General features: G+C 63.9%; 20 protein-coding genes and 1 pseudogene. 9 read left to right on the forward strand and 12 right to left on the reverse strand.

Annotated features, from left to right (window positions below):
- Positions 1–654, reverse strand: coding sequence for a TetR/AcrR family transcriptional regulator (locus tag JWS14_RS19505; protein ID WP_206014128.1), 654 nt, complete (start codon positions 652–654; stop codon positions 1–3).
- A gap of 242 nt (positions 655–896) precedes the next feature.
- On the opposite strand from JWS14_RS19505, the gene JWS14_RS19510 reads away from it, so the two are divergent.
- From JWS14_RS19510 to JWS14_RS19520, 3 genes are all read left to right on the forward strand, one after another.
- Positions 897–2,279, forward strand: coding sequence for an NAD(P)/FAD-dependent oxidoreductase (locus JWS14_RS19510; RefSeq protein ID WP_206014129.1), 1,383 nt, complete (start codon positions 897–899; stop codon positions 2,277–2,279).
- Positions 2,280–2,367: 88 nt separating this feature from the next.
- A complete protein-coding gene (locus JWS14_RS19515) occupies positions 2,368–2,691 on the forward strand; it encodes a 2Fe-2S iron-sulfur cluster-binding protein (RefSeq protein WP_206014130.1) in 324 nt (107 codons plus the stop codon).
- Positions 2,688–3,923 (forward strand): NAD(P)/FAD-dependent oxidoreductase, encoded by a 1,236-nt coding sequence (locus tag JWS14_RS19520; RefSeq protein ID WP_072942670.1) that lies wholly within the window; start codon positions 2,688–2,690, stop codon positions 3,921–3,923. The genes JWS14_RS19515 and JWS14_RS19520 overlap by 4 nt, the downstream gene beginning before the upstream one ends.
- Before the next feature lie 99 nt (positions 3,924–4,022).
- Here JWS14_RS19520 and JWS14_RS19525 read toward each other — a convergent pair whose 3' ends face one another.
- From JWS14_RS19525 to JWS14_RS19555, 7 genes are all read right to left on the reverse strand, one after another.
- Positions 4,023–5,075: an aldo/keto reductase gene (locus tag JWS14_RS19525; RefSeq protein ID WP_206014131.1), complete on the reverse strand. Its 1,053-nt coding sequence runs from the start codon at positions 5,073–5,075 to the stop codon at positions 4,023–4,025.
- 85 nt (positions 5,076–5,160) lie between these two features.
- The gene (locus tag JWS14_RS19530) at positions 5,161–6,948 is read right to left on the reverse strand and encodes a thiamine pyrophosphate-binding protein (protein ID WP_072942672.1); all 1,788 of its coding nucleotides are present in this window, start codon (positions 6,946–6,948) and stop codon (positions 5,161–5,163) included.
- Entirely contained in the window at positions 6,941–7,258 is a 318-nt protein-coding gene (locus JWS14_RS19535; protein WP_143051425.1) for a hypothetical protein, read from the reverse strand. The genes JWS14_RS19530 and JWS14_RS19535 overlap by 8 nt, the downstream gene beginning before the upstream one ends.
- Positions 7,259–7,543: 285 nt before the next feature.
- Entirely contained in the window at positions 7,544–10,807 is a 3,264-nt protein-coding gene (locus JWS14_RS19540; protein ID WP_206014132.1) for a protein kinase domain-containing protein, read from the reverse strand.
- A 259-nt stretch (positions 10,808–11,066) separates the two neighbouring features.
- Entirely contained in the window at positions 11,067–12,038 is a 972-nt protein-coding gene (locus JWS14_RS19545; RefSeq protein WP_095865437.1) for a PDR/VanB family oxidoreductase, read from the reverse strand.
- Positions 12,039–12,211: 173 nt separating this feature from the next.
- Entirely contained in the window at positions 12,212–13,450 is a 1,239-nt protein-coding gene (locus JWS14_RS19550) for an aromatic ring-hydroxylating oxygenase subunit alpha (protein ID WP_179377876.1), read from the reverse strand.
- A gap of 223 nt (positions 13,451–13,673) precedes the next feature.
- Complete coding sequence (locus tag JWS14_RS19555) at positions 13,674–14,237, reverse strand: TetR/AcrR family transcriptional regulator (RefSeq protein WP_095865439.1); 564 nt, start codon at positions 14,235–14,237, stop codon at positions 13,674–13,676.
- 563 nt (positions 14,238–14,800) lie between these two features.
- Here JWS14_RS19555 and JWS14_RS19560 point away from each other — a divergent pair.
- From JWS14_RS19560 to JWS14_RS19570, 3 genes are all read left to right on the forward strand, one after another.
- Positions 14,801–16,285: an APC family permease gene (locus JWS14_RS19560; protein ID WP_259375867.1), complete on the forward strand. Its 1,485-nt coding sequence runs from the start codon at positions 14,801–14,803 to the stop codon at positions 16,283–16,285.
- A gap of 103 nt (positions 16,286–16,388) precedes the next feature.
- Positions 16,389–16,811 (forward strand): cupin domain-containing protein, encoded by a 423-nt coding sequence (locus tag JWS14_RS19565; RefSeq protein WP_095865680.1) that lies wholly within the window; start codon positions 16,389–16,391, stop codon positions 16,809–16,811.
- Positions 16,812–16,882: 71 nt separating this feature from the next.
- The gene (locus tag JWS14_RS19570; RefSeq protein ID WP_206016114.1) at positions 16,883–18,115 is read left to right on the forward strand and encodes an MFS transporter; all 1,233 of its coding nucleotides are present in this window, start codon (positions 16,883–16,885) and stop codon (positions 18,113–18,115) included.
- Positions 18,116–18,321: 206 nt separating this feature from the next.
- On the opposite strand, the gene JWS14_RS19575 is transcribed toward JWS14_RS19570, so the two are convergent.
- Entirely contained in the window at positions 18,322–18,627 is a 306-nt protein-coding gene (locus JWS14_RS19575; protein WP_206014134.1) for a helix-turn-helix domain-containing protein, read from the reverse strand.
- 5 nt (positions 18,628–18,632) lie between these two features.
- A pseudogene (locus JWS14_RS19580) lies at positions 18,633–18,860 on the reverse strand (type II toxin-antitoxin system RelE/ParE family toxin); the annotation flags it as partial.
- Positions 18,861–19,116: 256 nt separating this feature from the next.
- Between JWS14_RS19580 and JWS14_RS19585 the strand changes: the two are divergent.
- Positions 19,117–19,545 (forward strand): hypothetical protein, encoded by a 429-nt coding sequence (locus tag JWS14_RS19585; protein WP_206014135.1) that lies wholly within the window; start codon positions 19,117–19,119, stop codon positions 19,543–19,545.
- Positions 19,546–19,789: 244 nt separating this feature from the next.
- On the opposite strand, the gene JWS14_RS19590 is transcribed toward JWS14_RS19585, so the two are convergent.
- Positions 19,790–20,428, reverse strand: a complete 639-nt coding sequence (locus tag JWS14_RS19590; protein ID WP_206014136.1) for a GntR family transcriptional regulator — start codon at positions 20,426–20,428, stop codon at positions 19,790–19,792.
- A 132-nt stretch (positions 20,429–20,560) separates the two neighbouring features.
- On the opposite strand from JWS14_RS19590, the gene JWS14_RS19595 reads away from it, so the two are divergent.
- Positions 20,561–21,295, forward strand: a complete 735-nt coding sequence (locus JWS14_RS19595; protein ID WP_206014137.1) for a haloacid dehalogenase type II — start codon at positions 20,561–20,563, stop codon at positions 21,293–21,295.
- A gap of 114 nt (positions 21,296–21,409) precedes the next feature.
- Here JWS14_RS19595 and leuS read toward each other — a convergent pair whose 3' ends face one another.
- Positions 21,410–24,274 (reverse strand): leucine--tRNA ligase, encoded by a 2,865-nt coding sequence (gene leuS / locus JWS14_RS19600; protein WP_206014138.1) that lies wholly within the window; start codon positions 24,272–24,274, stop codon positions 21,410–21,412.
- A gap of 115 nt (positions 24,275–24,389) precedes the next feature.
- On the opposite strand from leuS, the gene JWS14_RS19605 reads away from it, so the two are divergent.
- Entirely contained in the window at positions 24,390–24,791 is a 402-nt protein-coding gene (locus JWS14_RS19605) for an SdpI family protein (RefSeq protein WP_072942681.1), read from the forward strand.
- The last annotated feature ends 12 nt before the right edge of the window (positions 24,792–24,803 follow it).

Genomic DNA, 24,803 nt, shown 5'->3' on the forward strand with positions numbered 1-24,803 from the left:
CTAGCCTTGGTCTTGTGCCGCGGCGCGTGCGGCCACCAGCTGTTCTGACACGGGCGTGCTTGGAACCGTTGCGCGACTGGGTGAAAATGAGGCATTCGGGACCAGTTGCTCCAGTTGCCGGCGAAGGTGCTGGCTCGTGATGTGTGTGGATGAGAGAGCGCTGTGTATCACGATGCCCTCGATCAGCGCATTCACCGCCTGCGCGGCTTCCTCGTCCATATGGAGCTCGAAGAGCGCTTGCGTGACTCGGACCCAGTCGTCCGCGATGTCGAAGAACGCTGCCTTGCGGGTTGCGAGGGCGTACAGCTCGATCGTCACTACGAGCCCTCGCTTGTCTCCGGTCAGATCCTCGATGACGAGATCGACGAGAGAGTCGAGCAACTGTTCGCGACTTCTGACGCCCTCGAGCCGAGCCTGGAAGACGCCGAAAATGTTCGCGGCATGTCGCGTGATCGCTTCGGCGTGAAGATCTTCCAGAGATTTGAAGTAGTAGGTTGTCGATCCGAGGGGCACGCCCGCAGCTTCGGCAACTGCACGGTGCGTGGCACCTGCGACTCCGCGCTCGGCGATCACCTCGACGGCAACATCAACCAGTCGATCGCGCCGACCCGGGTCGCGTTGTCCTTGCTTGCTCACTGCTGGGCGCGTCGTCACACGCGGTTCCTTCCTCATCGTCACCACTCCTCGATGCCTGGGGACGTCGCTCGGTTCCAGGTCCACCAGGCTCGCCCTGGATCCACACGATTGACACGTGTACAAACGTACACCCATAATGTACGAATGTACATGTACATATGTACACGGACGCGAAGTGCAGACGGCTCCCGCAGCCGGAGCCGCCCACTCGCTCAGCGCCGTCATCGCACCGGATTCCTTCTCACCATTGGAGTACTGACATGACACATGGTCACCTCGTCGTGATCGGCGGAAGCGTCGCAGGCCTGATGGCCGCCGCCGCCGCAAGCGACCGTTTCGAGCGCGTCACCGTGGTCGAGCGCGATCAACTTTCGGGCAGCCCCGAGCCCCGAGCAGGTGTTCCCCAAGGAAATCAAGTTCACGTGATCCTCCCGCTCGGCCTCGAACGCATGGAAGAAGTGCTTCCCGGCATTCGACAAAACTTCGTCGAACGCGGGTGCCTCGAGTTCGATCAACTCGCCACGGTGCCGATGATGTCCGAATCCGGTTGGAAGGTGCGGGTAGACAGCGCGAATGCCGTCGCATTCCGCCGCCCCCTTTTCGAGCTGGTCATTCGAGAGCGTGTCCTGGCACTCGGCAACGTCAGCATTCGGCACGGGTCTGCGCGCGGATTCCTGTTGTCGGATGATCGTTCGCGCGTCCTCGGCACTCGCCTCAGGGATGGATCCGAGATCGAAGCAGACTTCGTCGTCGACGCCTCGGGCAGACGCACCAAGTCCCCGGCATGGTTGCAAGACCTCGGCTTCGGCGCACCCACCGAAGTCCGCGCGAACGCCTACATGGGTTACGCGACGCAGTTCGTTCGCATCCCGGAAGGAGTTCTCGACGGCGCTCTCGGTCTCGTAGTGCATCCCGAGCCCGGGCACCACCGGGGCGGTGTGCTTTTGCCGGCCGACAACGGGGTCCATTCCCTGAGCGCGATCGGGATGATGCGGGACTACCCGCCGCGAGAAAGAGAAGGCTTCCTCGATTTCCTCGACGATGCCCGCTCGCCGTTGCTCGGCGAGATCGCGCGTCGATGTGTTCCCGTAAGTGATATCAATACCTACCACCAGGATGGCAACCTGCGGCGGCGCTGGGAGGACGAGTCCCTTCCGGACAGGCTGCTCGTCGTCGGTGACGCGTCGGCATCGTTCAATCCCATCTACGGTCAGGGCATGACCCTGGCGGCATCCGGGGGACGTCTCCTCAAAGCCGCGCTCGACACGGGATCGTCGCTCGACGCTCTGGCACACGACGTACAAGGCGATCTGGCGAGAGTAATCGACGCCGCGTTCTCGATGTCCGCGGCAGTCGACTCGATGTTCGAAGGCTCCGAATGCACAAACTTCACCCCGCCCTCACCCGAGGAGTGCGCCTACGCCGCCGCAGTAGAGGAATTGGCGACCGTCGACCCTGAAGTGGCCCTCGCCGCCGGAATGGCAGCGTTCTACATCGACCCGGAGGTTCTGCGGACCGAAGCAATCCAGCTCAGGGTCGAAGACTGGATCGACAGCGAACGCACCACAGGTGGCGCGGATCCAGGCCGTTACCCCACCGAGGTCCGGTCCACCGATTCCACCGCGGCGGCCGCCACTTTCTAGTTTCCAACTGAACTCGGCAGAACCGGAACGATTCTGTACCAACACTGTTCGTTCTCGTGCCGGGCCAGTGCGCGCAAGGAGGATTCAGATGTCCACTATTCAATTCGTCACTCCACAGGGCGAAGCCCACACGCTCGAGGCCGAGCCCGGAACGTCGGTGATGGAAATCGCCGTTCAGGACGGTGTGCCGGGGATCGTCGCCGAGTGCGGCGGCGCAGGAGCGTGCGCAACCTGCCACATCTACATCGACCCGGCGTATGCCGACCGCGTCGGACCGCCCGGTGATCTCGAAGACGACATGCTCGACGGCACGATGGCCGAACGGAGAAACACCAGCCGGCTGGCCTGCCAGATCGAATTCCACCACGGCCTCGACGGCCTCCGCATCGAGATCGCACCGGAGCAGTCATGACCGGCACACTCATCGTCGGCGGCGGCCAGGCCGGAGCGCAGGCGGCGTTCTCATTGCGGGAGATGGGTTACACGGCGGACATCACCATCGTGGGCTCGGAGCCGCACCTCCCGTACCAGAGGCCACCGCTGTCGAAGGCGTTCCTCGCGGGAACCGCCGATCACGAAACCCTTCAGTTCCGCAAACCTGCGTACTACGACAAGATACGTGTCGAAGTCCTGTGCAATCAGCGGGTCACCGACATCGAATTCGATGGCGGGACTGCCGATGCCGCAGGCACCGCGCAACTCCATGACGGTACGGAGAAGTCGTTCCACCACCTGATGTTGGCGGTGGGAGGCCGACCCCGCCGCTTGACGGTCCCGGGCTCCGACCTCACAGGCGTGTGCTACCTACGGACCATCGCCGACGCGGTACAACTCATCAGCCACCTCGAGCACGGGGCATCCGTCGTCGTCATCGGCGGCGGGTTCGTGGGACTCGAGGCCGCGGCCATGGCACGCGGGCGAGGCAAAACCGTGACAGTGGTCGAACTCGCAGAACGACTGCTCTCGCGCACCGTAGCTCCCGAGATGTCCGCCTTCCTCACCGAAGCCCACCAGCGTCGCGGAACGCACATCCGGCTGGGGGACGGCGTCACCGCGATCGAAGGCAACGACGGACAGGCCACCGGTGTCCGCTTGTCCGACGGAAGTCTGCTGCCGGCGGACGTCGTTATCGTCGGGGTCGGCATGACACCCCGCCTCGAGCTGGCCGAACGCCTCGGACTGGAGACCGCCGGCGGCATCGTCGTCGACTCCTTCGCCCGGACGAGCGATTCCCGGGTCGTCGCCGCAGGAGATTGCACCGTCGGGCCGAATCCGATGACAGGTTCCGGCTTCGTCCGGCTCGAATCGGTACAGAACGCAGTCGACCAGGCCAAGGTTGCCGCTGCATCTATTGCAGGGCAGCCGTTCACGCACTCGGCGCTGCCCTGGTTCTGGTCGAACCAAGGCGATCTCAAGCTCCAGATGGCAGGTCTCACGGAGGGCTACGACCACGTCGAGCTCCGTGGTGAACCTGCGGCCGAGAAGTTTTCGGCGTTCTACTACCGAGACGGACGGCTCCTGGCCGTCCACGCCGTCAACAGGCCGCAGGACTACATGCTCGCGAGGAAGGCTCTGTCACAGCGCATGACCATCCCACCGGACAGAGTCGCGGACGGCGCGGCAGCCCTCGTGGCTGTTCCCTGACATCGGGGTGCATCCGCGAACAGGGGCCGACCGCTGCGGTCGGCCCCAATGTCTCGCAGAATCCTCACGGCAGGCTTGATCCGCTGCAGCCATCAGCGTTCAGGTGGGAGAGTAGGCGTGCCCAGTCGTTCGAGGAACGTCACCCGGAGTGGGCGCATCCGCACGAATCAATTCGGCGGCACGCAAGTCTGCCCACAACTCGGTAGGGATGTCGTATTCGAACAACTCGGCATCGAACTGTTGTTCCTGCTGATTTCCCGCGCGGACACACACACTCGCCACTGCAGGGTGCGCGATCGCGAACTGAAGCGCCACTGCACGAAGCGGCACGTTGTGATCCGAGCAGATCTTTTGAATCCGTGCGGTCTTCTTCCGCACCGCTGGTGGTACGGGTGCATCGTTGAATGTCGCGCCCTTGACCGGTCCTGTTGCGAGGATTCCGCTGTTGTAGACCCCTCCGAGAATCAGCCCGACGCAGGCCTCCTGGCACGCGGGCAAAAGATCGTCGAGCGACTCCTGCTCGAGGAGGGTGTAGCGACCGGAGAGCAAGAAACAATCCGCGTCGGTGTTCTTGAGCGCGCTGTGGCAGACGTCCACCTCGTTGGTCGCGAACCCGAGCGCCTTGACGACGCCCTGGCTTCGCAGAGACTCCAACGCCGGGTACGCCGAGGAGAGAGCTTGACGGAATATCTCAGGCTGATCGTGACCATGAGTGTGGCGGTCGCAGTCGTGGATGAACAGGATGTCGAATCTATCCGTCAGCATCCGGTGCAAGCTCTGTTCGACACTGCGCATCACGCCGTCGTAGCTGTAGTCGAAGCTCGGCTCGAGCGGCGCGGTGTCCATGCATGATGCGCGTCGCGAGGATAAGGATGACGGGGAGATGACCCTGCCGACCTTGGTGGACAACACATACGAGTCGCGATCACGCTCACGCAGACCATGGCCCAGCCTGTATTCACCCAGCCCGTTGCCGTACAACGGAGCGCTGTCAAAGTATCTCGCCCCCAGATCCCATGCCGAGGAGATCAATTCGTGTGCCGCGTCGTCGGTGACGCGCCCGAGAACATTGCCTATGGGCGCGCCGTCGAAACTCATCACACCGAGCGACAGCCCGGACCTGGCCAGCTGCCTGGTATCGGTGATCTTCATCGTTCGCTTTCCGGGGTTCTGGGATTGTTCGCCTTTCGGTCGCGCGGAGCCGCCCCCCGCCGGCGGCTCCGCGCGGTGGACGCTCCTACAGGTGCTGTTCCTTCGCGCGCATGGACGAGTATTCGCCCTGGCGTTCGTCGTCGATATACGCGGGAACCGGGAAGTCCCACCAACCCGGAACCCACGGTCCGGCCGCGTCGCGGTCGGTGGGCACCTCGATCAGGGCCGGAGCCTTCGATTCGAAGGCCTTGCGATAGGTCGCCTCGAGATCTGAAGGATCCTCGACGCGGAACGACTCGAGCCCGAATGCCGTTCCGAGGGCCTTGAAATCGGGGCTGTACGGCGTGCCGTCCGGTCGGTTGAATTCGGTACCGATGTGCCGACTGGTCTGCTTACGCTGGCCGCCGCGGATCGACATGAACCCGGAGTTGTCCTGGACGACGAAGACAACCGGAATGTCATGGGTGACGCAGATCCCGATCTCCTGCGCAGTCATCAGGAAGTCCCCGTCACCGACGACACACGCGACCTGACGGTCGGGGGCGGCGAGCTTGGCTCCCATGGCGGCGGGAATCGCCCAACCCATCGAGGAGAACCCACCGGAGGTCAGGTGCGTGCGTGGCTGGTAGACCGGGAAGGTCTGCTTGACCGCGCCCTGGGTGTTGCCGGAGCCGGCGACGATGATTCCGTCTCGCTCCATTACATTGCGTAATCCGCCGAGGGGACGCTGTGACGTGAATGGGTACCGATCCGAGTCGCGGCGAGAGGCGAGTTGTTCCTCCCATTCCTCCTTCAGACGCCCCAGTTCGGCGAGGTACTCGCCACGCTGCGGCGAGGCGGAAGGCAGTGCCGCGGTAATGGCATCGACTGTCGGCTTGGCGTCGGCGACGATGCCGACCTCGGCCGGGTAGTTCTTACCGATTTCGTGCGGGTCGATGTCGATGTGGATGAGCTTGGCCGGCGGAATGGAGAAGGTCACCCCCTGGGCGTAACTCGATGCCGACCAGTCGGTGAACCGGCACCCGACGGAGATCACCACATCCGCTTTGGATGCAATGGCGTTGCCGACGATGGTGCCGGTCTGTCCGACGCTGCCCGCGAACAGGTCGTGGTCTTCGGGGAAGGCGCCCTTGCCGTTCCATGTGGTCACCACGGGGATCTGCCATGTTTCGGCGAGCCGCAGGACTTCCTGAGCGGCATCGGCAGTGATCGCGCCGCCGCCGACAACGATCACCGGACGCGCCGAGTCCACGAGGACGCGGGCGGCTCGATCGACCGCCAAGGGGTCGGGCTGCTGCAGCCCGACCGGCAGCCGCCGCGCGAGGTCATGCAGGGATACCTCGGCTGCCTCTGCCTGCACATCCATCGGAACCTCGATGTGGGCGGGGCCCGGACGGCCGGTCAGCATCGTGTTGAACGCCCGGTGCATGATGAACGGCAGTTCCTCGACGCGGGTCGCGACCCAGCTCCGCTTCGATACCGCGTCGGTGACCTGCGGGAAACCGTTGTCGGTGTGGCGGTCGAGTTCCTGCAGCAAGCCGTGTCCCCGCATGTGGGTCGGCGGGCCGCCGGTGATACAGAGCAGGCTCGTCGAGTCACTGTACGCGGTGGCGAGGCCGAGAACGGTGTTCGCGGCGCCCGCACCAATGGAGGTCACCGCTGCCATCGGCTTGCCGGACGCCCGATAAAAGCCGTCCGCAAGGTGCACGGCGCTCTGCTCGTGGAACACCTGGATGAAGGGGATCTCGGATCCCTTCTCCAGAAACGCATCGGTCAATGACCAGATCCCGTGGCCGGGGATGCCGGCGACGTACGGAACTCCGTACTGTTTCAAGACCTGTGCGACGACCTGGCCGCCTGTCAGCTTAGGCATGGGTGGTCCTTTCCTGCTCTGCAGAATCAAGGGAATCGGTGTGGTTGTGGTGCGCCCGGAGGAGTTCGGCGATCTCGATGGCGTCGCCTTCGGGGGCGTTCGAGGCTTCGTGAGGTTTCGCGATGATCCCGTCGCTCAGCTCTGCGATCGACACCGGCAGCCTGCTCTGCCGAGGCTCCACCGTCCCGCGGGGCTCCAGCCGCGAGGCCTGGCAACGCACACGCCGCGGGATCGACGCCCGCTCATGCGACGAATATTGCTTCTGGTAGAGAACATGAATCTCAGAACTTCCTCGCGTGACGTTGTTCATGTTCAGTCTGCAGCGAGACAACTGAGATAGTTAGACCCATAGTGTGCATATGACGGCTCCACTGCTTCGCCTTTTGTGCAGCAACGCTGCATTCGCGAGTGAGAGGTCTCCGATCCACTGGGAATATGGGAACCACCCGGCCGATGCCGTTACGAGTTCGCCTTAGCTTGGGTCTGAACCGAATTCAGAGCCTCAAACGGCCAACCACTGTGCCGGTACCTGATGGCGCCGACGCCTGGGGCACGTCACAGACTGGCTGCCATTCCGGCATTTGGGGAGAGGCCTTCATATCTCATTGATCTGTTCGACCATCCACGCCGCGATCTGGACCCGCGACGTGAATCCGAGTTTGGTGAGGATGTGCTCGACGTGCCCCTGGACCGTCCGCGGGGAGATGCCGAGTTCGGCAGCGATCGCCTTGTTGGTCAGCCCCCGCGCCACGAGTTCGGCGACCTCGTGCTCGCGCTTGGTGAGAAGAGATGGCTTGGGAATCTTGCCCGCTTGGTCGGAGGATTGCCTGTTGAGCGCAAAGGTAACCGAGGCATCGAGGTCGAGAGCATTCCCCTCATGGCGTGCGGCCTCGAAAGTTTTTGTGCCCAGAGCTTGCCGCGCCCTCCGCTCGCAGTCGTTGTGGTAGTCGAGGAGGTTCGGAAGATATGCGGAGGAACTGCCTACCGCACGGCTGAGTACTTCGGCAGCCCCCATCAACACCGCGGCGCGGCGAGGCTCCTCGTCGCTCGCCGCAATCCATGCGAGTGTCTCCAAACAGGTCGTAGCCCCGACCTGGTCGTTCGCGACCTGTGCCAATCGGAGCCCCCGCTCGAGCTGCTCCGTTGCGCGACGCGGTTCGCCCCGCCGCCACCAGGCAACGCCCAGAGCCCACAGCGAATAGGCCTGCAACACCGATTCCCCTCGCGATCGGGTGATCTCGTGGACCTCTTCGAAGCGGGAAATCGCAAGGTCGGTATCGCCCCGCCATTCGTAAGCGATACCGAGCGACATCAACGCCTCGAGCCGGAGGGAGAGATCGCGCGGATCGACGAAAGCCGACACCGAAGCCTCTAGCCGAGAGCACGCCTTGGGCAGGTCACCACTGAACAGTGCGCAAAGCCCCTCCGCATGGGCGGCGAGGGAATCGATCGTCGAGTCCTGCGTCTGCTCGGCGAGCTGGAGTGCCTGCGCCACCAACCGGGCTGCGACCGAGAGGTCCCCCTGCATTTCCGCCAACACGCTATCGGCATACAGCGCCTCGACCCGTTCGATTGTCGGCTGCCCGCTGTGGCGATCCAGAATCCGGTCGAGCCAATACCGTCCTTCACTGAACAGCGACCTCGAGTTCCAGAATTGGAAGAGAGCGCTCGCGATCGTCAAGCCGATGACGGGATCTTCGGAGGCGCAGAATTCCATCGCCTCCCGGAGATTGGGTTGCTCACGTTCGATTCGCTGGAACCATTCCAGCTGTCTGTCACCAATCCACTGTGTATTGGCATCCTCAGCCAACCGGCGGTACCAATCTCTGTGTCGCACTCGCAGGTCGCGGTATCGGCCGCTTTCCTGTGCTTTCTCCGCGCCAAAGCCTCGAAGTGTCTCGAGCATCCGAAATCGAACCACGGGGCCGGATTCCTCGCGAATGAGGATCGATTTGTCGAGCAGAGAGGTCACAACGTCGACCACCCCCGATGGTGAGAGGTCGAAGCCGCAGATTTCCTCTGCCGCATCGAGTTCGAAACTTCCTGCGAAGATCGCTAGCCTTTCCCAAGCCAACTGCTCGGGCGTGGTGCACAGCTCGTAACTCCAGTCGATACACAAGCGAAGCGTCTGCTGTCGGGTCGGCGCGCTTCGGGTGCCACCGGTCAGCAATTCGTAGCGATCGGTGAGCCGTCGAAGAATCTGCTCCGGCGACATGGCGCGCAGGCGGGCGGCAGCCAGTTCGATCGGCAAGGGCAACCCGTCGAGCTTTCGACAGATTCCGGCGACGGCCGCTCGATTGCTGTCGTTGAGTTCGAAGCCCGGGACAGCGGCCGCGGCACGCTCGACGAACAACCGGACTGCGTCGGATCGGGGCATGCTCCTGGATGAGGAAGGGCGGTCGGACTCGGGGACGGTGAGCGGGGGAACACGAAGGACTGCTTCGCCGCCGATGGCGAGGGCCTCTCGACTGGTGGCGAGTATGCGGAGTTCCGGGCAGCTGCGCAGGAGAATCTCGACCAGTTTCGCGACGGCGTCCACCAGCTGTTCGCAGTTGTCGAGAACGAGCAGCATCCGCTTCGAGCCGAGGAATTCCACGAGCAGGTCCTGAACCGGACGTGCCGACTGTTCCCGTAGTCCCAGTGCGCCGGTCACGACGTCGACCAACAGGGATTCGTCGCGCAGTTCGCCGAGTTCGGCCAGCCACACACCATCGGGAAACGCACGGTCTGATTGTGCTGCTGCCTTCAATGCGAGCCGAGTTTTCCCGACACCGCCGATCCCGGTCAGCGTGACGAGGCGAGATACCTTCAGCTGGTTCTTCGCTTCCGCGAGGTCGCTTCGGCGACCGACGAAGCTGGTCAACGCGACGGGGAGATTTCCCGCGAGTGGTCTCCCCGGATCTGCCCCCGACGGTGCCTTGGCGCGGGAGTTCGGTGTCAGGCTGGGACGTCGGTCCGCAACCGGGCGCACGGGCATCTCGTCAAGCGGAAGCCCGTGGCGGAGTTCCACCTCTTGGAGTTCGTCGCCGAGTTCCATCGCTGTAGGTCGGATCTCTGGATCCTGTGACATCGCTCGTTCGACGACCGCGCTGAGGTCGTCAGGGACCCCGTGCTCGCGTGGATCGGGGGGAGGATGGCTGGTGATCCTGACGAACTGGGCCATTAGTTGCTCGCCGCTACGGCGTTCGAACGCGGCATGCCCGGTCAAGGCGCAGAAGAGGGTAGCGGCGAGACCGTAGACGTCCGCTGCGGGACTCGGGGTTTGTCCCGCGAGTACTTCGGGCGCAGTGAATGCGGGGGACCCGGTGACGACGCCGGTCGCTGTCTCGAATCCTCCGGCGAAGTGTGCGATACCGAAGTCGGTCAGGGCCGGTTCACCGTATTCGGTGAGGAGTATGTTGGCGGGTTTGACGTCGCGGTGGAGAATTCCGAGCCGATGCGCAGTCTCCAGTGCTCCCGCCGTCTTCACGCCGAGTTTCAGCACTTCCTCCACTGCAAGAGGTCCGTGACGTCGGATTTCGCCGTCGAGTGAATCGTGCGGGTGGTAGGGCATCACGAGGTAGGGGCGCCCGCTTTCTGTCGCACCGACCTGCAGAATGTTGACGACGTTAGGGTGACCGGTCAGGCGCCCCATCGCCCGTTGTTCACGCAAGAAGCGTTCGTGGTTCTCCTCGTCCAGGTCGGTGGTCAGCACTTTGACAGCCACCGTTCTGTCCAGGACGGACTGCCGGCAGCGGTAGACCACCCCGAAGCCGCCACGACCGATCTCCTGGGCGTCGTCGAATCCGCACGCCTCCAGCTCCGTCGTGATCGGCAGAACCACATCCCGCTGGGTTTCGAACGGATCGATCCCGGACATCGCTTACGCCGATTCGTCCAGTCCGCGACAGCGTTGACGATATGACATCTTGCACCTCGCAGAAAATGTATCCGGCGCTACCTCCGACCACGGCGAAGGCTGTCCGTGACCGGAGATCTCCTATCTTGCCACCGTCCCGACGCCGGTTCACACAGCAGACGCTGCGGCGGGCGCCAATTGCGAAACCAACCAACCAGTCTGGTCGTGAACTGACTGGAACGCGTGGTGCGAAAGGATCGAAGATTCTGAGGCAGAGGGTTCACAGATCGAGGACCAGGCGCGGGCTTTTCGAGCGCCCGACGCAAATGATCATCGTTTTGGCGGCGTCGTGGTCGGCGGCCGGCGATACGCTGTCGCGGTGGTCGGGGACTCCGCCGAGAACCCTTACTTCGCATGCTCCGCAGAACCCTTCCTCGCACGAGAAGGGTGCCTCGACGTCGGTGTCTTCCAAGGCATCAAGAATTGTCTGGTCCGCCCCGACCTGGACGGTCACTCCCGATTGCTGCAGATGCACTTCGAACGGGAGGTCGCCGTCGACGGGTCCTGTCACAGTATTCGCCGGTGCGGCAAAACGTTCGATATGCAGCTGCCCGGCCAGACCACGACTCGAGCACTCTGCCTCGACGGCATCCAATAATCCCGACGGACCGCAGCAGTAGATTTGAGTGTCGGTTCCGATCTGGGAGAGGAGGGCCCCGAGATCCGGCCGGCCGCTCACGTCTTCGGCAACGGGCGTCACTCGGTCCGGTCCGAATTCGAGTAGCCGGTCAAGGTAGGCCATGCTTGTCAGCGTCCGTCCGCCGTAGATCAGCGTCCAGTCGGCGCGGTTACGTTCCGCGGTTTCGATCATCGGGAGCATCGGAGTGACCCCGATGCCGCCGGCGATGAAGAGATAGCGGTTCGACTCCACCAACGGAAAGTGGTTCCGCGGTCCCCTGATGGTCAACTGAGTACCCGGTGTCAGTGTGTCGTGGACTTCGGCGGAACCACCCCTGCCGTTCGGCTCCCGCAAGACCGCCACGGTGTAGGTCTTCTCGTCGTGCGGCGAACCACACAGCGAATACTGGCGGACGAGGCCGGATGGCAGCTCCAGATCAATGTGAGCTCCGGGTTGCCAAGCGGGCAGGGGCGTATTTGCGGTCGGCTCGAGCGTGAGGGCCACGACGTGGGCGGTGACACCTTCGGTCGAGAGCACGTTGACCTTCACGCGGTCCGATTCTGTATCGATCATCCGATCGCTTCTTTCATCTTGTCAAGGCTTTGTCGGATGCCACTGGGTGCGGATCCGGAGCGAGGACTGCGCAGCGCTTCGTCGGCGGCGGTCGCGCCCGCGGTCGAGCGCCGGTCTACGTTGTGCTGCACAATGATTACCGTTGCTCGACCGCGGTGCGGTGGGAGGGGATGTCAGGATTGGCCGGCAGGTACAGAGGCCGGAGGCCACGTGTCCGTGCGTTCCAAGATGGGTGCGTACATCGGAACCTCGGGGTGAACCAGTGCCCGGTGAACGAGTTTCTCCCACGTTTGGGTCATGTACTCGCTGTCGATCCCGGGGATCAGCGTCCCGAGTTCGCTTCCACCTGCGTCGTGCGCCTTCTGCACCCGGGAGCAGACGTCGCGGTCCTCCCGAACGACGGTGAGGATGAGTTCGAGCCAGTCATCGACCTGCTGCTCGGTGAGGGGGTCGATGCTGAACACATCGACGTCGATGCGTGTCTCACGGGTGCTGATCGGAACGAAGCGGAAGGCAATGAATCCAGGCTGCTTGGCTTGCTCCTCGATACCGTCGGCGACGCTGTCGGGTAGCTTCCCGGCACCACCCGAACTCATGAAGAAGATGGCCGGCCAGCAGTAGTACGAGTTGTCGTCACGCAGGCCCTCGTACTGCTCCATGACGACCTCGAACTGGAGCGGTCCGATGGGGTAGCTGTACAGGTGCTCGCCGTCCAACCGGGCCGTCTTGTACCAGGACGGATGCACAGTGGGGCAGTGGTAGCACTCGCAATTGTTGTCCCACACTATCTTCCAGTTGGAGTCGAAGTCGACAGACTTGCGTCCCTGGAAGGTGGCTTCGTCCAGTGGGAGGGCTCGATCCCGGGCGAGTATCGGGATCGGCCCGAGCGCTTCGGTCAGCGAGGGAGCGTCCCCGGACGGGTTGACGAATACCATGTTGCCGAGAAAATCGACCTTTGCGGTCTTCAAGCAGAGGGGCGTGCCGTCGAAATTCGGGTCCTCCTTCGAGCGCGGCGCCGCGTTGAACGATCCGTCGAGTTTGTACGTCCATGCGTGGTAGTTGCACTGGAGCAGTTTTCGGTTGCCGGCTCCGATGGCCACCGAGTGGTGACGGTGCCGGCAGATGTTGTGGAACGCGCGCACAACCATGTCTTTCCCGCAGACCACGACGATCGGGAGGCCACCGACCTCGCAGGTGAAGAAGTCTCCGGGCTTGGCCACCTGACCGCGATGCCCGACGTACTCCCACGAGCGCCGGAAGATCGCATGCTTCTCCTGTTCGAAGATGGAGTCGTCGGTGTACCAGCTCGAGGGGAGTGTCTGGCCGTTCTCGATCGCCTGCCCGACCGCCCCGTCCGGGTCGAGGCTCCCACGAGTTCCCTGGTCAACACGTTCAGGGTGGGTGATTGACATGTTTCGTCCTCCTGGATCCCTCCATATGTGTACTCGTGTACACATCGAGTGAGGCAAATGTAGAACGAGGGCAGTGGTGTGTCAACAGTCACTCGACGAACGGGCCTCGGCCGCCGGGCTGTTCGTGCGGCCGGAACTGGCCCTTATGCTGGTGGGGTTACCTGCTCTAAAGGCGTAATGTGTTGCAAGAGAAAGTAAATCGGGAACTGTCGAAACAGATTCGTCAGTCGGGCACGATGGCGCCGAGGATACGTTCGACCTCGGCCTGATCGAGCGGTTCGTCACTGATCAGCGACTCGAACATCAAGCCGACGTACGCGGCGAAGTAGACGCGTCCCGCGCTCTTGCCGACTCGATCCTCCAGCACGGTGCGCAACACCGCGTCCCACTGATGGCTCAGCGGCCTCAGGTCCACGGTGCGCGCAGACGCCAGGTAGAGCTCGTACTCGACCAGGATTCCGTCGCGAGCTTCGCCTGGAAAGGACTGTGTCGCAATCAGCGTCGCAAGCCGTGAGGCCACATTGTTCGCGTCAAGTCCAACCGCCCACTGCGCGATCAGCTCCTCGAACTCCGCGATTCCCACACGAATAGCAGCCTCGAGCAGCTCCTGGCGATTCGCATAGTGATATGTCGTCGAGCCCAGGGGCACGTCGGCCTGTCGAGCAACTGCACGGTGCGTCAGCCCGGCGAGGCCGCCCTGCCTGAGTACGTCGATTGTCGCTCGCGCGATCCGCGACGCCCGTTCGCGATCTGTCGGCCCGCGGGGGCTGCGGGTGGTGCTCGCCATTGCGCGAGTCTAGCAACGCACAAACAGCTCGGTGCCGGCGATGGCCGCCATGTCTGCACGGTTCGTGAAACCAAGCGTGGTCACGTTTCGCAGATTGCCCCTATCGGGGGTTCGGTGAACGCAGCAGACTGAACTGTGACGCACCGAACAAAGCCAGGATGCATCGGTCCGGCCCCACTTCAATCCGCGGAGGATTGCAATGTCATCGAGAATCCGACCAGGCACTTCCGGCGGACGCTCCCCACGCCTACCGATGCGCTGCGCAGTGAGCCTGCTCGATCGCCATGAGCCGACCCGCGATACGTCTGCGGATGTTGCGATCAAGTCCTACGTCCGATGATGACCTTGCCTTGCTCGGCCCGTTCGACGCGGTGTACCGCAATCTTCACGTTCTCGCTTGTGACCACAAGCTGAAACAGACGAGTCGCATCGTGGATCGGATGCCATCCCGACGGTGACGGCACCCGGACTTCATGAAGACCATCGACTCGACACGCACAAAGTGAGGCTCAGCGAATGTACGAACCATCAGATGTTCCGGTCACTATGGAGGGTATCCTCAGATGACAACGTCCCCACCAGTCAACACTGACGAAGTATCCCATGTGACCCAATCGAGGCCCGATCGGTTGCCGCGTAGGCTAGGCGCCCCGGCTCTGACACTCATCTTCGTCGCATTCAGCGCGCCACTCGGGATCATGGCGGGCTATCAACAGCTGGTAATCGCCTTCGGCAACGGTATCGGTGCACCACTCGCCTCCATCGTGGCCGGAGTCTTGTTGCTTCTGTTCGAAGTCGGCTGTATCGCCATGAGCAAGCATATGAAGAGTCCCGGCGCCTTCTACTGCTACATCGCCGAAGGAATGGGCAAGCCTGCCGGCTTGGCCGGCGCCTTTCTCGCACTGATTGCCTACATCACCATCACTGTCGGTGGCTATCCCTACATGGGTCTGATCACGGTCAACCTGATGGATCAATTGTTCGGAAGTTCGCCGATTCCGTGGCAGTACTGGGGCTTGATCGTTCTCGGAATCGTGACCGTGCTGAATATTCTCCGCATCGACCTCTCGATGAGAGTGCTCGGAACGATCGTTGTCATCGAAACCACGGTCGTGGCCATCTGGCAGGCGGTGGTGTTCGCCAAAGGAGGCTCCGAAGGCTATTCGGCCTCATCGTTCACCTGGAACACCTTCACGTCCGGCAGCGTCGGTCTTGCGATCTTGTTCTCCTTGGCGTCGCTGATCGGACTCGAATCCACCGCGGTGTTCCGTGAGGAGACCCGGAATCCGGAGAAGACTGTACCAAGGGCAACGTACGCGGCCATCACCTTCATGTCCGTCTTCTACGGCACCGGAATCTGGGCCTACATCATCGCGGTGGGACCTTCGAACGCTCACGACGACGCGAGAAACAACCCCGTCGGATCATTCTTCGACAGTGTCCAGAACTACATGGGCGGCTTCTTCTCCACCATGGTCTCCGTGTTGCTGGTGACCAGCATCGTTGCGGCGATCAACTCCACCCAGAGCGCCGCAGCACGCTACTTCTACACCCTCGGGCGAGATCGCGTGCTGTCTCCGCGGTTGGCGCGGGTCCATCCGCGACTGGGTTCCCCGTACATTGCAGTTCTCACGACCGCGGCCATCTGCCTCGTCATCTACCTTCTCGTAGTGACCTTGAGCAGCGACGTGGTTGCCGCATACGGGGCGCTGGCCGGATTCGGAACCATTTGCGTACTTCCCCTTCTCCTGGGGACGAGCCTGTCGGTGATCATCTTCTTCCGACGCAACCCCGGTCACGTCGGAATCTGGAAGTCCTGGATTTCCCCGGTACTGGCCTTCATCGGCATCGCAGCCACGATGGCACTAGCCGTGAAGCACATGGACACGATGGTCGGCAGTAAGACCGGCGGCTACGTTGCTGACGCCCTGCTGGTGCTCATCATCGTGGTCGGCGTGGTCGTGGCGCTGCGATACAAGATCCGTCACCCCGAGGTTTATCGCCGGATCGGACGCCAGGACCTCGACCTCGAAGACGATCCCAGGTAGTCGAACCGCAGCACGAGATCGAGCGGTCGTGGAGCCGGACACGGTGTCGGCTCCACGACCACGGCCGTTCGATCCACATTCCTATTGTGAAAAGGAGATCAGCATGGTTGCCGAGTCCAGCGAGCACGTGGACTACGTCCGAGCCGATGCACAGCCCCCTCGGCTGTGGCGGCACGAGGATCTCGCGCAGGAGTACCCGGGCCAGCGCGGCCGGTGGATCATACCGCCGGATCCGAGAGGTTGGTCGGGCATCTTGCTCGCGGAGTGGGAGCTCACGAAAGCGGGCTGGGAGGACGTTCATCCACAAGATGAAACCAACTATGTCCTCGACGGAGAGCTCCACGTGGAGACCGGGGGCAGCACCGTGATCGCCAGGAAGGGTGATTCCGTACAGGTCGTCGCCGGGCAGATCGGCAGGTATTGGGCTCCTCGGTACGCGAGGATGCTCACCGTCCAAGGCCCCAATCCCACGGGAATCGAAGCGCCACCCGGAACACACTGGGATATCGAAACCGACGGCAGCTGAACGCCGACGAAAGACCTTCAACGCTCCACGAGAAACTGCGTACTGCAGTTCACGCTGCCGAGAGGCCATCCATGAACCCCGAACTACGGTTGCGCCGCCTAGCATTGTTCGTTGTCTATTTCGTCCCCGGACTGGGACTGGCATCGTGGGTGGTTCGAACACCTACCATCCGCGACCAACTCGGATTATCCACTGGGCAAATGGGTCTCGTTCTGTCGGGACTGTCGATCGGTTCGATGGCCGGGATCCTGTCATCGGGTGCGTTGGTTCGGAGATTCGGGACGAGGCCGGTCATCGGCGCGGGCACAGCAATCGTCATATCCGGTCTCCTCACGATGGCCATCGGCACGGAGTGGTCCGCCCCTTCCGTCGTCTCCGGCGGGTTGTTCCTGTTCGGGCTGGGGATGGGGTCGGCAGACGTTGCGGTGAACGTCGAGGGTGCAGAGGTCGAGCGAAGCATCGGAAGGTCGGTATTGCCGACCGTGCATGGGTGTTTCAGTCTTGGGTCCCTTGTTGGGTCCCTCGTCGGCATTGCCTTGACAGCGACGTCATTTCCCGTGGATTCTCACCTGTTGATCGTCGGCGCTGTGTCGATTCCGATCGCGTGGTGGGGAATGCGACACGTCCCGGTGGGAACCGGAAAGCTTTGCGAGCGGGGTACTTCCACCGTCAATAGCCGACGCCCCTCACCTTGGGTGGCCTGGAAGGACTCACGTCTGATCCTGATCGGGGTGATCACGCTTGCGATGGCGCTGGCCGAAGGTGCAGCCAACGACTGGCTCCCACTTCTCATGGTCGACGGTCATGGATTCGGCGCCACAGCAGGTTCTCTCATCTACGCAGGGTTCGCGGCGGCGATGACGATCGGCCGGCTCGGCGGTGGGTACTTCGTGGACCGTTTCGGGCGTGTAGTGGTGATCTGTGCGAGTGCCGCCCTCGGAGCTGTGGGGCTCTCAGTCGTGATCTTCTCCGATAACGCTATTCTCGCAGGTTCTTTCGCGATGTTGTGGGGTCTGGGTGCTTCGCTGGGGTTTCCCGTTGCCATCTCGTCCGCCGGCGACTCTGCCCATGCCTCCGCGGCCCGGGTCAGCGCTGTATCGACTGTTGGGTACTTCGCGTTCCTGGTCGGCCCGCCGCTTCTCGGGTTCCTGGGTGAGCACAACGGGTTGCGCTCCGCCATGATCGTCGTCCTGGCTTTGTTGACCATCGCAGCGTTTCTCTCGCCAGCGGTGCGACCATCACAGGAGCGCACGCGCCGGGAAGACCTGGCACACACGGTCGCGCACGTCGGACGCGAGGTGTGAACTGCAGCGGCAAGTCCAGCGCTCGTGCCGATACCAACGCACCAATGAATGGGTTGACGAATCCAGCACCGAGGTCGGCTCTTCGCGCCGGACGCCACCCTCAGGCACCACGTCGGGATTGTTACCGGGCGCGCCGATGCCCGTAACGGGCGATTGAGCTTTCCGGACCGGGCCCACCCCACCGGCTGCCCCGTGGAGTGTCGGTCTTACGCGATCTGGAAGCGCTCGTCGCCGAGTTCGACTTCGACGCGTAGGGCTCCGCCGACGGCCTCGACATACCGGCGCAACGTGTCGATCTGCACCCGCTCGAGGTCGCCATGCTCGATGTTGGACACGCGGTTCTGCCCGACTCCGAGCCGCTCGGCCAGCTGCTTCTGCGTCATCGCCACCGACTCGCGCAACTCCTGAAGTCGATACGCGCGCACCTGCTCGATCATGCGGGACTTGTGCGCCTCGACTGCGCCGCGATCGACAGGACGCTCGGCGAGCATCTGCTCGAGACTCTTTGCCATCGTGTTCACCTACCTTCCAACTCGTCCAGATGGTCCGCGAAGCGGTCATCTGCGATCGGGATGTTGACCTTGTACCAAGCTTTCCACTGTCCGGCCTTGTTGCCGGCAACCAGCAGGATCGCCTTTCGTTCGGGATCGAACGCGAAGAGCACCCGCAGCTCCGAGCGACCACTCGACCCCGGCCGCAGTTCCTTCATGTTCTTGTGACGGGACGCCTTCACCGTGTCGACCAGCCCCACCTCTGCGGTCCACTTCCCCACCGCGCGAGAATATCACACCTAGATGATATCACTTTAGAGTGATAACTGGGGATCGACGGCCGGCGGAGTGCGGGTTCCCGGCAGCGGTGCGCGGAGCCCCGGGGTCCGGCCAGGTCGAAGGTAACGAATGACGAGAGCGTGACGACAGCATCGGTGACCCCAACGACCGCACCGCCGATCGTGGCCGCGAGCGAACCGAATGAGAGTCCTCACGGGAGGAAAAGATCCGATGCGACGCCGTACCTCGAACGCCCGACCCGGACGCCGGACGTCGATCACCACTGTCCTGGTCGGACTGGGTGCTCTCATCCTCGGGGCCGCACCGGTCGCGACCGCAGCGCCCGCCGACGCCGCCCTTCCGGTGCCGGTCGTCGGGATCACCACGCTGCCCACGGGATTCCCCAGCCTCGTTTACACGCAGGTGACGGTGCGCACCGACCCGGAGCGGCGGGGTATCACCGAGTTCGTCGGCTACTGCTCCTGCACCGTGCACTGGCGCAACATGTCGACCGGAGTGGGAGGAACCATGGTCCCGGCGGTCAAGCCGACACCCGTCGTAACCGGCTCGGGAACCCTGGTAGCCGCCATGACGGTCGACGGCCGTTCCGGCGTTGCCGTCACGGCACTGCCCGGCGCGGGCACCTGGAATGTCCCGTGAGATAGCGGCTTACGCAGATCAGCCTGCATGGTGATCAGGGGTCACCAGATGGCGAGCTGATCGGTTTCATGCCGGCGCGATGGCGCTGGGGTGGTGTCCCACCGTTTGCGCGACACCATCGTCAAGGCGCTCGAGGACGCCGGCGGAAGCAAGAAGGCCGCCGCGAAGCAGCTGAGATCAACCGCACCACTCTCTACCGCGCCATCCGGACCTACGGAATCGCCGTCACGCCAACGGGACGCGATCAGGTGCTCTCGTAGTTCTCCACCGCCCGCTCGAGGTGTCTGCGCATCTCACCCTGCGCACGATCGAGGTCGGCGGATCGTAACTCGCCCAGGAGTTTTCGGTGCTCCGTCGCGAGATCTCGGGGATTCGGGTACGACTTCTGGATCTGCGCCAGGCACAACTGCATTTCGTCTTGCAGTGTCGAATAGATTCGGCTCAGTCGATTGCTGCCGACCGCGTCGATGATGGCGACGTGGAACGCCGAGTGGACTTCGACTCGGTCCGCCCAACTGGCGTCGGCCGGCATCTGCTCCATCTCCTCGAGATACCGCTCGGCCTCACCGAGCGGGATGCCGTTCTCGACGATGACCCGGACGCCTTCGAGTTCGAGTGGAATCCGCACGAAGTACAGATCGCGGACGTCCTCGTGATCGAGAACCGGAACGATCAGCGACCGACCCTGGGACTGCTGGGCGAGGTGACGGCTCGTCAGCACCTGCAGCGCCGACCGCACCGTGGGGCGAGCGACGTCGAACATGGCCGCCAGACTTGTCTCGGTCAACGGAGTACCGGGCGCGAGGGCACCCCCGAGGATCTGGGCACGGATCTCCGCCACCAGCGCGTCGCGGGTGGTCTGGGTTTGCAGCACTGGACTCATACCGTCCTCCTCCGGGCGCAGTATATCTGCTATACCGCCTACCACTCCCGCCCTCCCTGTTGTACTGTATAACAGTAATACCGAGTTACCGCCTGATCAGGACACTGCGACGACACCGCAAGGAGAACCACCATGAATCTGGCCGACTACGACGCCTTGAGCTTCGACTGCTACGGCACCCTGATCGACTGGGAAGCCGGCATCGCCGCGGTTCTCGCGCCCTGGGCGAAGGAAGTCGGACTTGCGTTGACCGACGAGGAACTGCTCCTCGCGTACGCGGACAACGAGGCCCGGGCCGAACGCGACACCCCCGACGCGCTGTACTCGGCGATCCTCCCCGAGGCCTTCCGCCGCACGGGGGAGACGCTCGGCAAGGACGTCGGCGACGAATGGGCAGCCAGGCTCGGCGCATCGGTCCCCGACTGGCCGGCGTTTCCCGACTCCGCCGAAGCGCTTGCCTCCCTGGCGAAGGACTACAAACTGATCATCCTGTCCAACGTCCACCGTGCGGGCTTCACCGGCAGCAAGGCACGCCTGGGAGTCGAGTTCGACAAGATCATCACCGCCGAGGACGTCAAGGCCTACAAGCCTGCGCCGAACCACTTCGAGGCTCTCGACGGCGCGCTCGAAGAACTCGAAGTTCCCCGCGAGCGTCTTCTGCATGTGGCGCAGAGCCTCTTTCACGACCACGTGCCCGCCAAACGCCACGGTCTGCCCTCGGTGTGGATCAACCGCCGCCACGACCGCCCGGGCTGGGGCGCCACCCCCGAACCCTCCGCCGAGTACACCTACGCCCTCGAATTCCCCACCATGGCGGAATTCGCTGCCGCCGCACGCGTCGCGAAGGAGGCCGGGCGGAACGAATGACTCACCGCGGGGCCCCACGCGGCCAACCGTCAGCGACCGAAGCCCATCGCCGTCACGACCTTCCGTGACGGCGATGGGCTTCCGGCTGTGCGGTACGCGGGACCGCGGTACGCGTCAGAGGACGATGTTGACCATCTTCCCGGGCACGACGATGACCTTGCGCGGATCCTTACCGTCGAGCAGTGCGACGATCTTGTCGTCGGCGAGCGCGATCTTCTCGATCTCCTCACGCGGCGCGTCGGCGGCGACGGTCACGCGGCTGCGGACCTTGCCGTTGACCTGGATCGGGTACTCGACGGTGTCTTCGACGAGCCACTTCTCCTCGGCGACCGGGAAGGGTCCGTGCGCCAGCGACTTCTCGTGGCCGAGCCGCGACCACAGCTCCTCCGCGAGGTGCGGGGCCAGCGGTGCGAGCATGAGCACCAGCGGTTCCACCGCCGAGCGGGGGGCACCGGTCGGGTACGCCTTGGTGAGGTGGTTGGTGTACTCGATCAGCTTGGCCGCGGCCGTGTTGTCGCGCAGTGCGGTGTAGTCCTCGCTGACCCCGGCGATCGCCTTGTTCAGCGCGCGCAGCGTGTCCTCGGTCGGGGCGTCGTCGGTGACGCGCACGGCGCCGGACTCCTCGTCGACCACCACACGCCAGGCGCGCTGCAGGAAGCGCTGCGCACCGACGACGTCCTTGGTCGCCCACGGACGGGACGTGTCCAGCGGACCCATCGACATCTCGTACACGCGGAGCGTGTCGGCGCCGTACTCCTCGCAGATGTCGTCCGGCGACACGGAGTTCTTGAGGCTCTTGCCCATCTTTCCGTACTCGCGGTTGACCTCGGCGCCCTGGTGGAAGAACTTGCCGTCCTTCTCCTCCACCTCGTCGGCGGGCACGTACACGCCGCGCGCATCGGTGTACGCGTAGGCCTGGATGTAGCCCTGGTTGTACAGGCGGCGGTACGGCTCGCTCGAGCTGACGTACCCGAGGTCGAACAGCACCTTGTGCCAGAACCGCGAGTACAGCAGGTGCAGCACCGCGTGCTCGACACCACCGACGTACAGGTCGACGCCGCCGGGGTCGTTCGGCCCGTGGATCTCCGGACGCGGACCCGTCCAGTACCGCTCGTTCTCCTTGTCGCAGAACACGTCCGGGTTGGTGGGATCGATGTAGCGCAGCTGGTACCACGAGCTGCCCGCCCACTGCGGCATCACGTTGGTGTCGCGGCGGTACGTCTGCAGTCCGTCGCCGAGGTCGAGTTCGACGTTGACCCAGTCGACGGCCTTCGCCAGCGGGGGAGAGGGCTCCGAGGACGCGTCGTCGGGATCGAACGACACGGGTGCGTAGTCCTCGACCTCCGGGAGCTCCACGGGCAGAGCCGATTCCGGAAGGGCGTGGGCGTTGCCTTCGGCGTCGTACACGATCGGGAACGGCTCGCCCCAGTACCGCTGCCGCGCGAACAGCCAGTCGCGCAACTTGTACTGGATGGTGCCCTTGCCGGTGCCGTCCGCCTCGAGCCGCTCGGTGATGGCCTTCTTCGCGTCGGCGACGGACATGCCGTTCAGGAAGTCGGAGTTCACGATCGTGCCGTCGCCGGTGTACGCGTCCTTGGAGAGGTCGCCGCCGGAGATCACCTCGACGATGTCGAGACCGAACTCGGTGGCGAACTCGTAGTCGCGGTGGTCGTGGCCCGGCACGGCCATGATGGCGCCCGTGCCGTACCCGGTGAGGACGTAGTCGGCGATGAACACCGGCAACTTGTGCCCGTTGACGGGGTTCAGCGCGTACGTGCCGAGGAAGACGCCCGTCTTCTCCTTGTATTCCTGCCGCTCCAGGTCCGACTTGGCCGCGATCGACTTCCGGTACGCCGCAACCGCTTCGGCGGGCGTTGCGGCACCGCCGGTCCAGCGCGAATCCACACCCTCGGGCCACGCGGCCGCGACGATCTCGTCGACCAGTTCGTGCTCCGGCGCCAGCGTCACGTACGTCGCACCGAACAGCGTGTCCGGCCGTGTCGTAAACACCTCGATGTCGTGAGCAGAGGATTCACCCTCGCTTCGCTCGACCACTGCCTGGAACCGCACCTGCGCACCGTGCGAGCGCCCGATCCAGTTGCGCTGCATGGTCTTGACCTTCTCCGGCCAGTCCAGGTAGTCCAGGTCGTCCACCAGACGGTCGGAGTACGCGGTGATGCGCATCATCCACTGCTGCAGGTGCTTACGGAACACAGGGAAGTTGCCGCGGTCGCTGCGACCGTCGGCGGTGACCTCCTCGTTGGCCAGCACCGTGCCCAGACCGGGGCACCAGTTGACCATCGAATCGGAGTGGTACACGAGGCGGTAGGAGTCGAGGACCGCTTCCTTCTCGGTCACGGACAGCGACGCCCAGTCCCGTCCGTCTTCCAGGGCGCGCGCCCCCGACACGAACTCGGCCTCGAGCTCGGAGATGCGGCGGGCCTTGCCGGCCTCCTTGTCGAACCACGCGTCGTGGATCTGCAGGAAGATCCACTGCGTCCAGTGGTAGAAGTCGACGTCGGTGGTCGCGAATGTGCGGCGCTCGTCGTGGCCGAGCCCGAGGCGGCGCAGCTGGCGCTTCATGTTGCCGATGTTGGCCTCGGTGGTGGTCCGCGGGTGCGTGCCCGTCTGCACCGCGTACTGCTCGGCAGGCAGACCGAACGCGTCGTAGCCGAGGGTGTGCAGCACGTTGTGGCCCTGCATGCGGTGATAGCGGGCGAACACGTCGGTGGCGATGTAGCCGAGCGGGTGGCCCACGTGCAGACCCGTCCCCGACGGGTACGGGAACATGTCCTGCACGAACAACTTGTCCGCGGGCACGTCGCCGGCGAGGGGGCCGACCGGGTTGGGCGCGTCGAACGTGCCCTCCTCGCTCCACCGGTCCTGCCAGCGCTGCTCGATCTGGCCGGCGAGCTCCGCGGTGTAGCGGTGCTGCGGGGTCGCGTCGGACGGGTTGGCGGGCTGCACGTGCTCGGTCACTGTGGTCGCTATCTACTTGGCTGACATTCTGGATCAGGGGGATACCGACAACCAGGGTAGAGCCTCACCCCACCCGGGCTCACCTGCGCATCCGGGTCCGCCGTATCCTGGTCACGTGTTGATTGCCTCCGTCGTGCTGTTCGTGCTCGCCGTCGCCGTCTCCGGTGTCGCCGTTGCAGGCCTCGCCGAGCGCCTCCCGCGCAACCGGTGGGCGGGTGTCCGCACCCCCGAGACGATGCGGGACGATCAGACGTTTGCGCTGGCCAACAAGGTCGCGGGGCCCACCCTGCTCGCCGCGGCCGGGCTCCTCGTCATCGGCGGAATCGCCGGAATCCTGATCGGCGGAGTCTTCGGAATCGGCGCCGTCCTCGTCAGCGTCGTGGCCGCCGCGCTCACCGCGGCGACGGGCGGATCGCTCGGTGCCCGTGCCGCCGCGTCGGTGCCCGCCGCCGACACCGGCGGATGCGGCAGTTCCTGCGGCGCGTGCTCCCTGAAGGGCGCCTGCCAGCCGTCCTGACCGGCAGGCGAC

Source organism: Rhodococcus koreensis (assembly GCF_017068375.1).
Lineage (GTDB): Bacteria > Actinomycetota > Actinomycetes > Mycobacteriales > Mycobacteriaceae > Rhodococcus_F > Rhodococcus_F koreensis.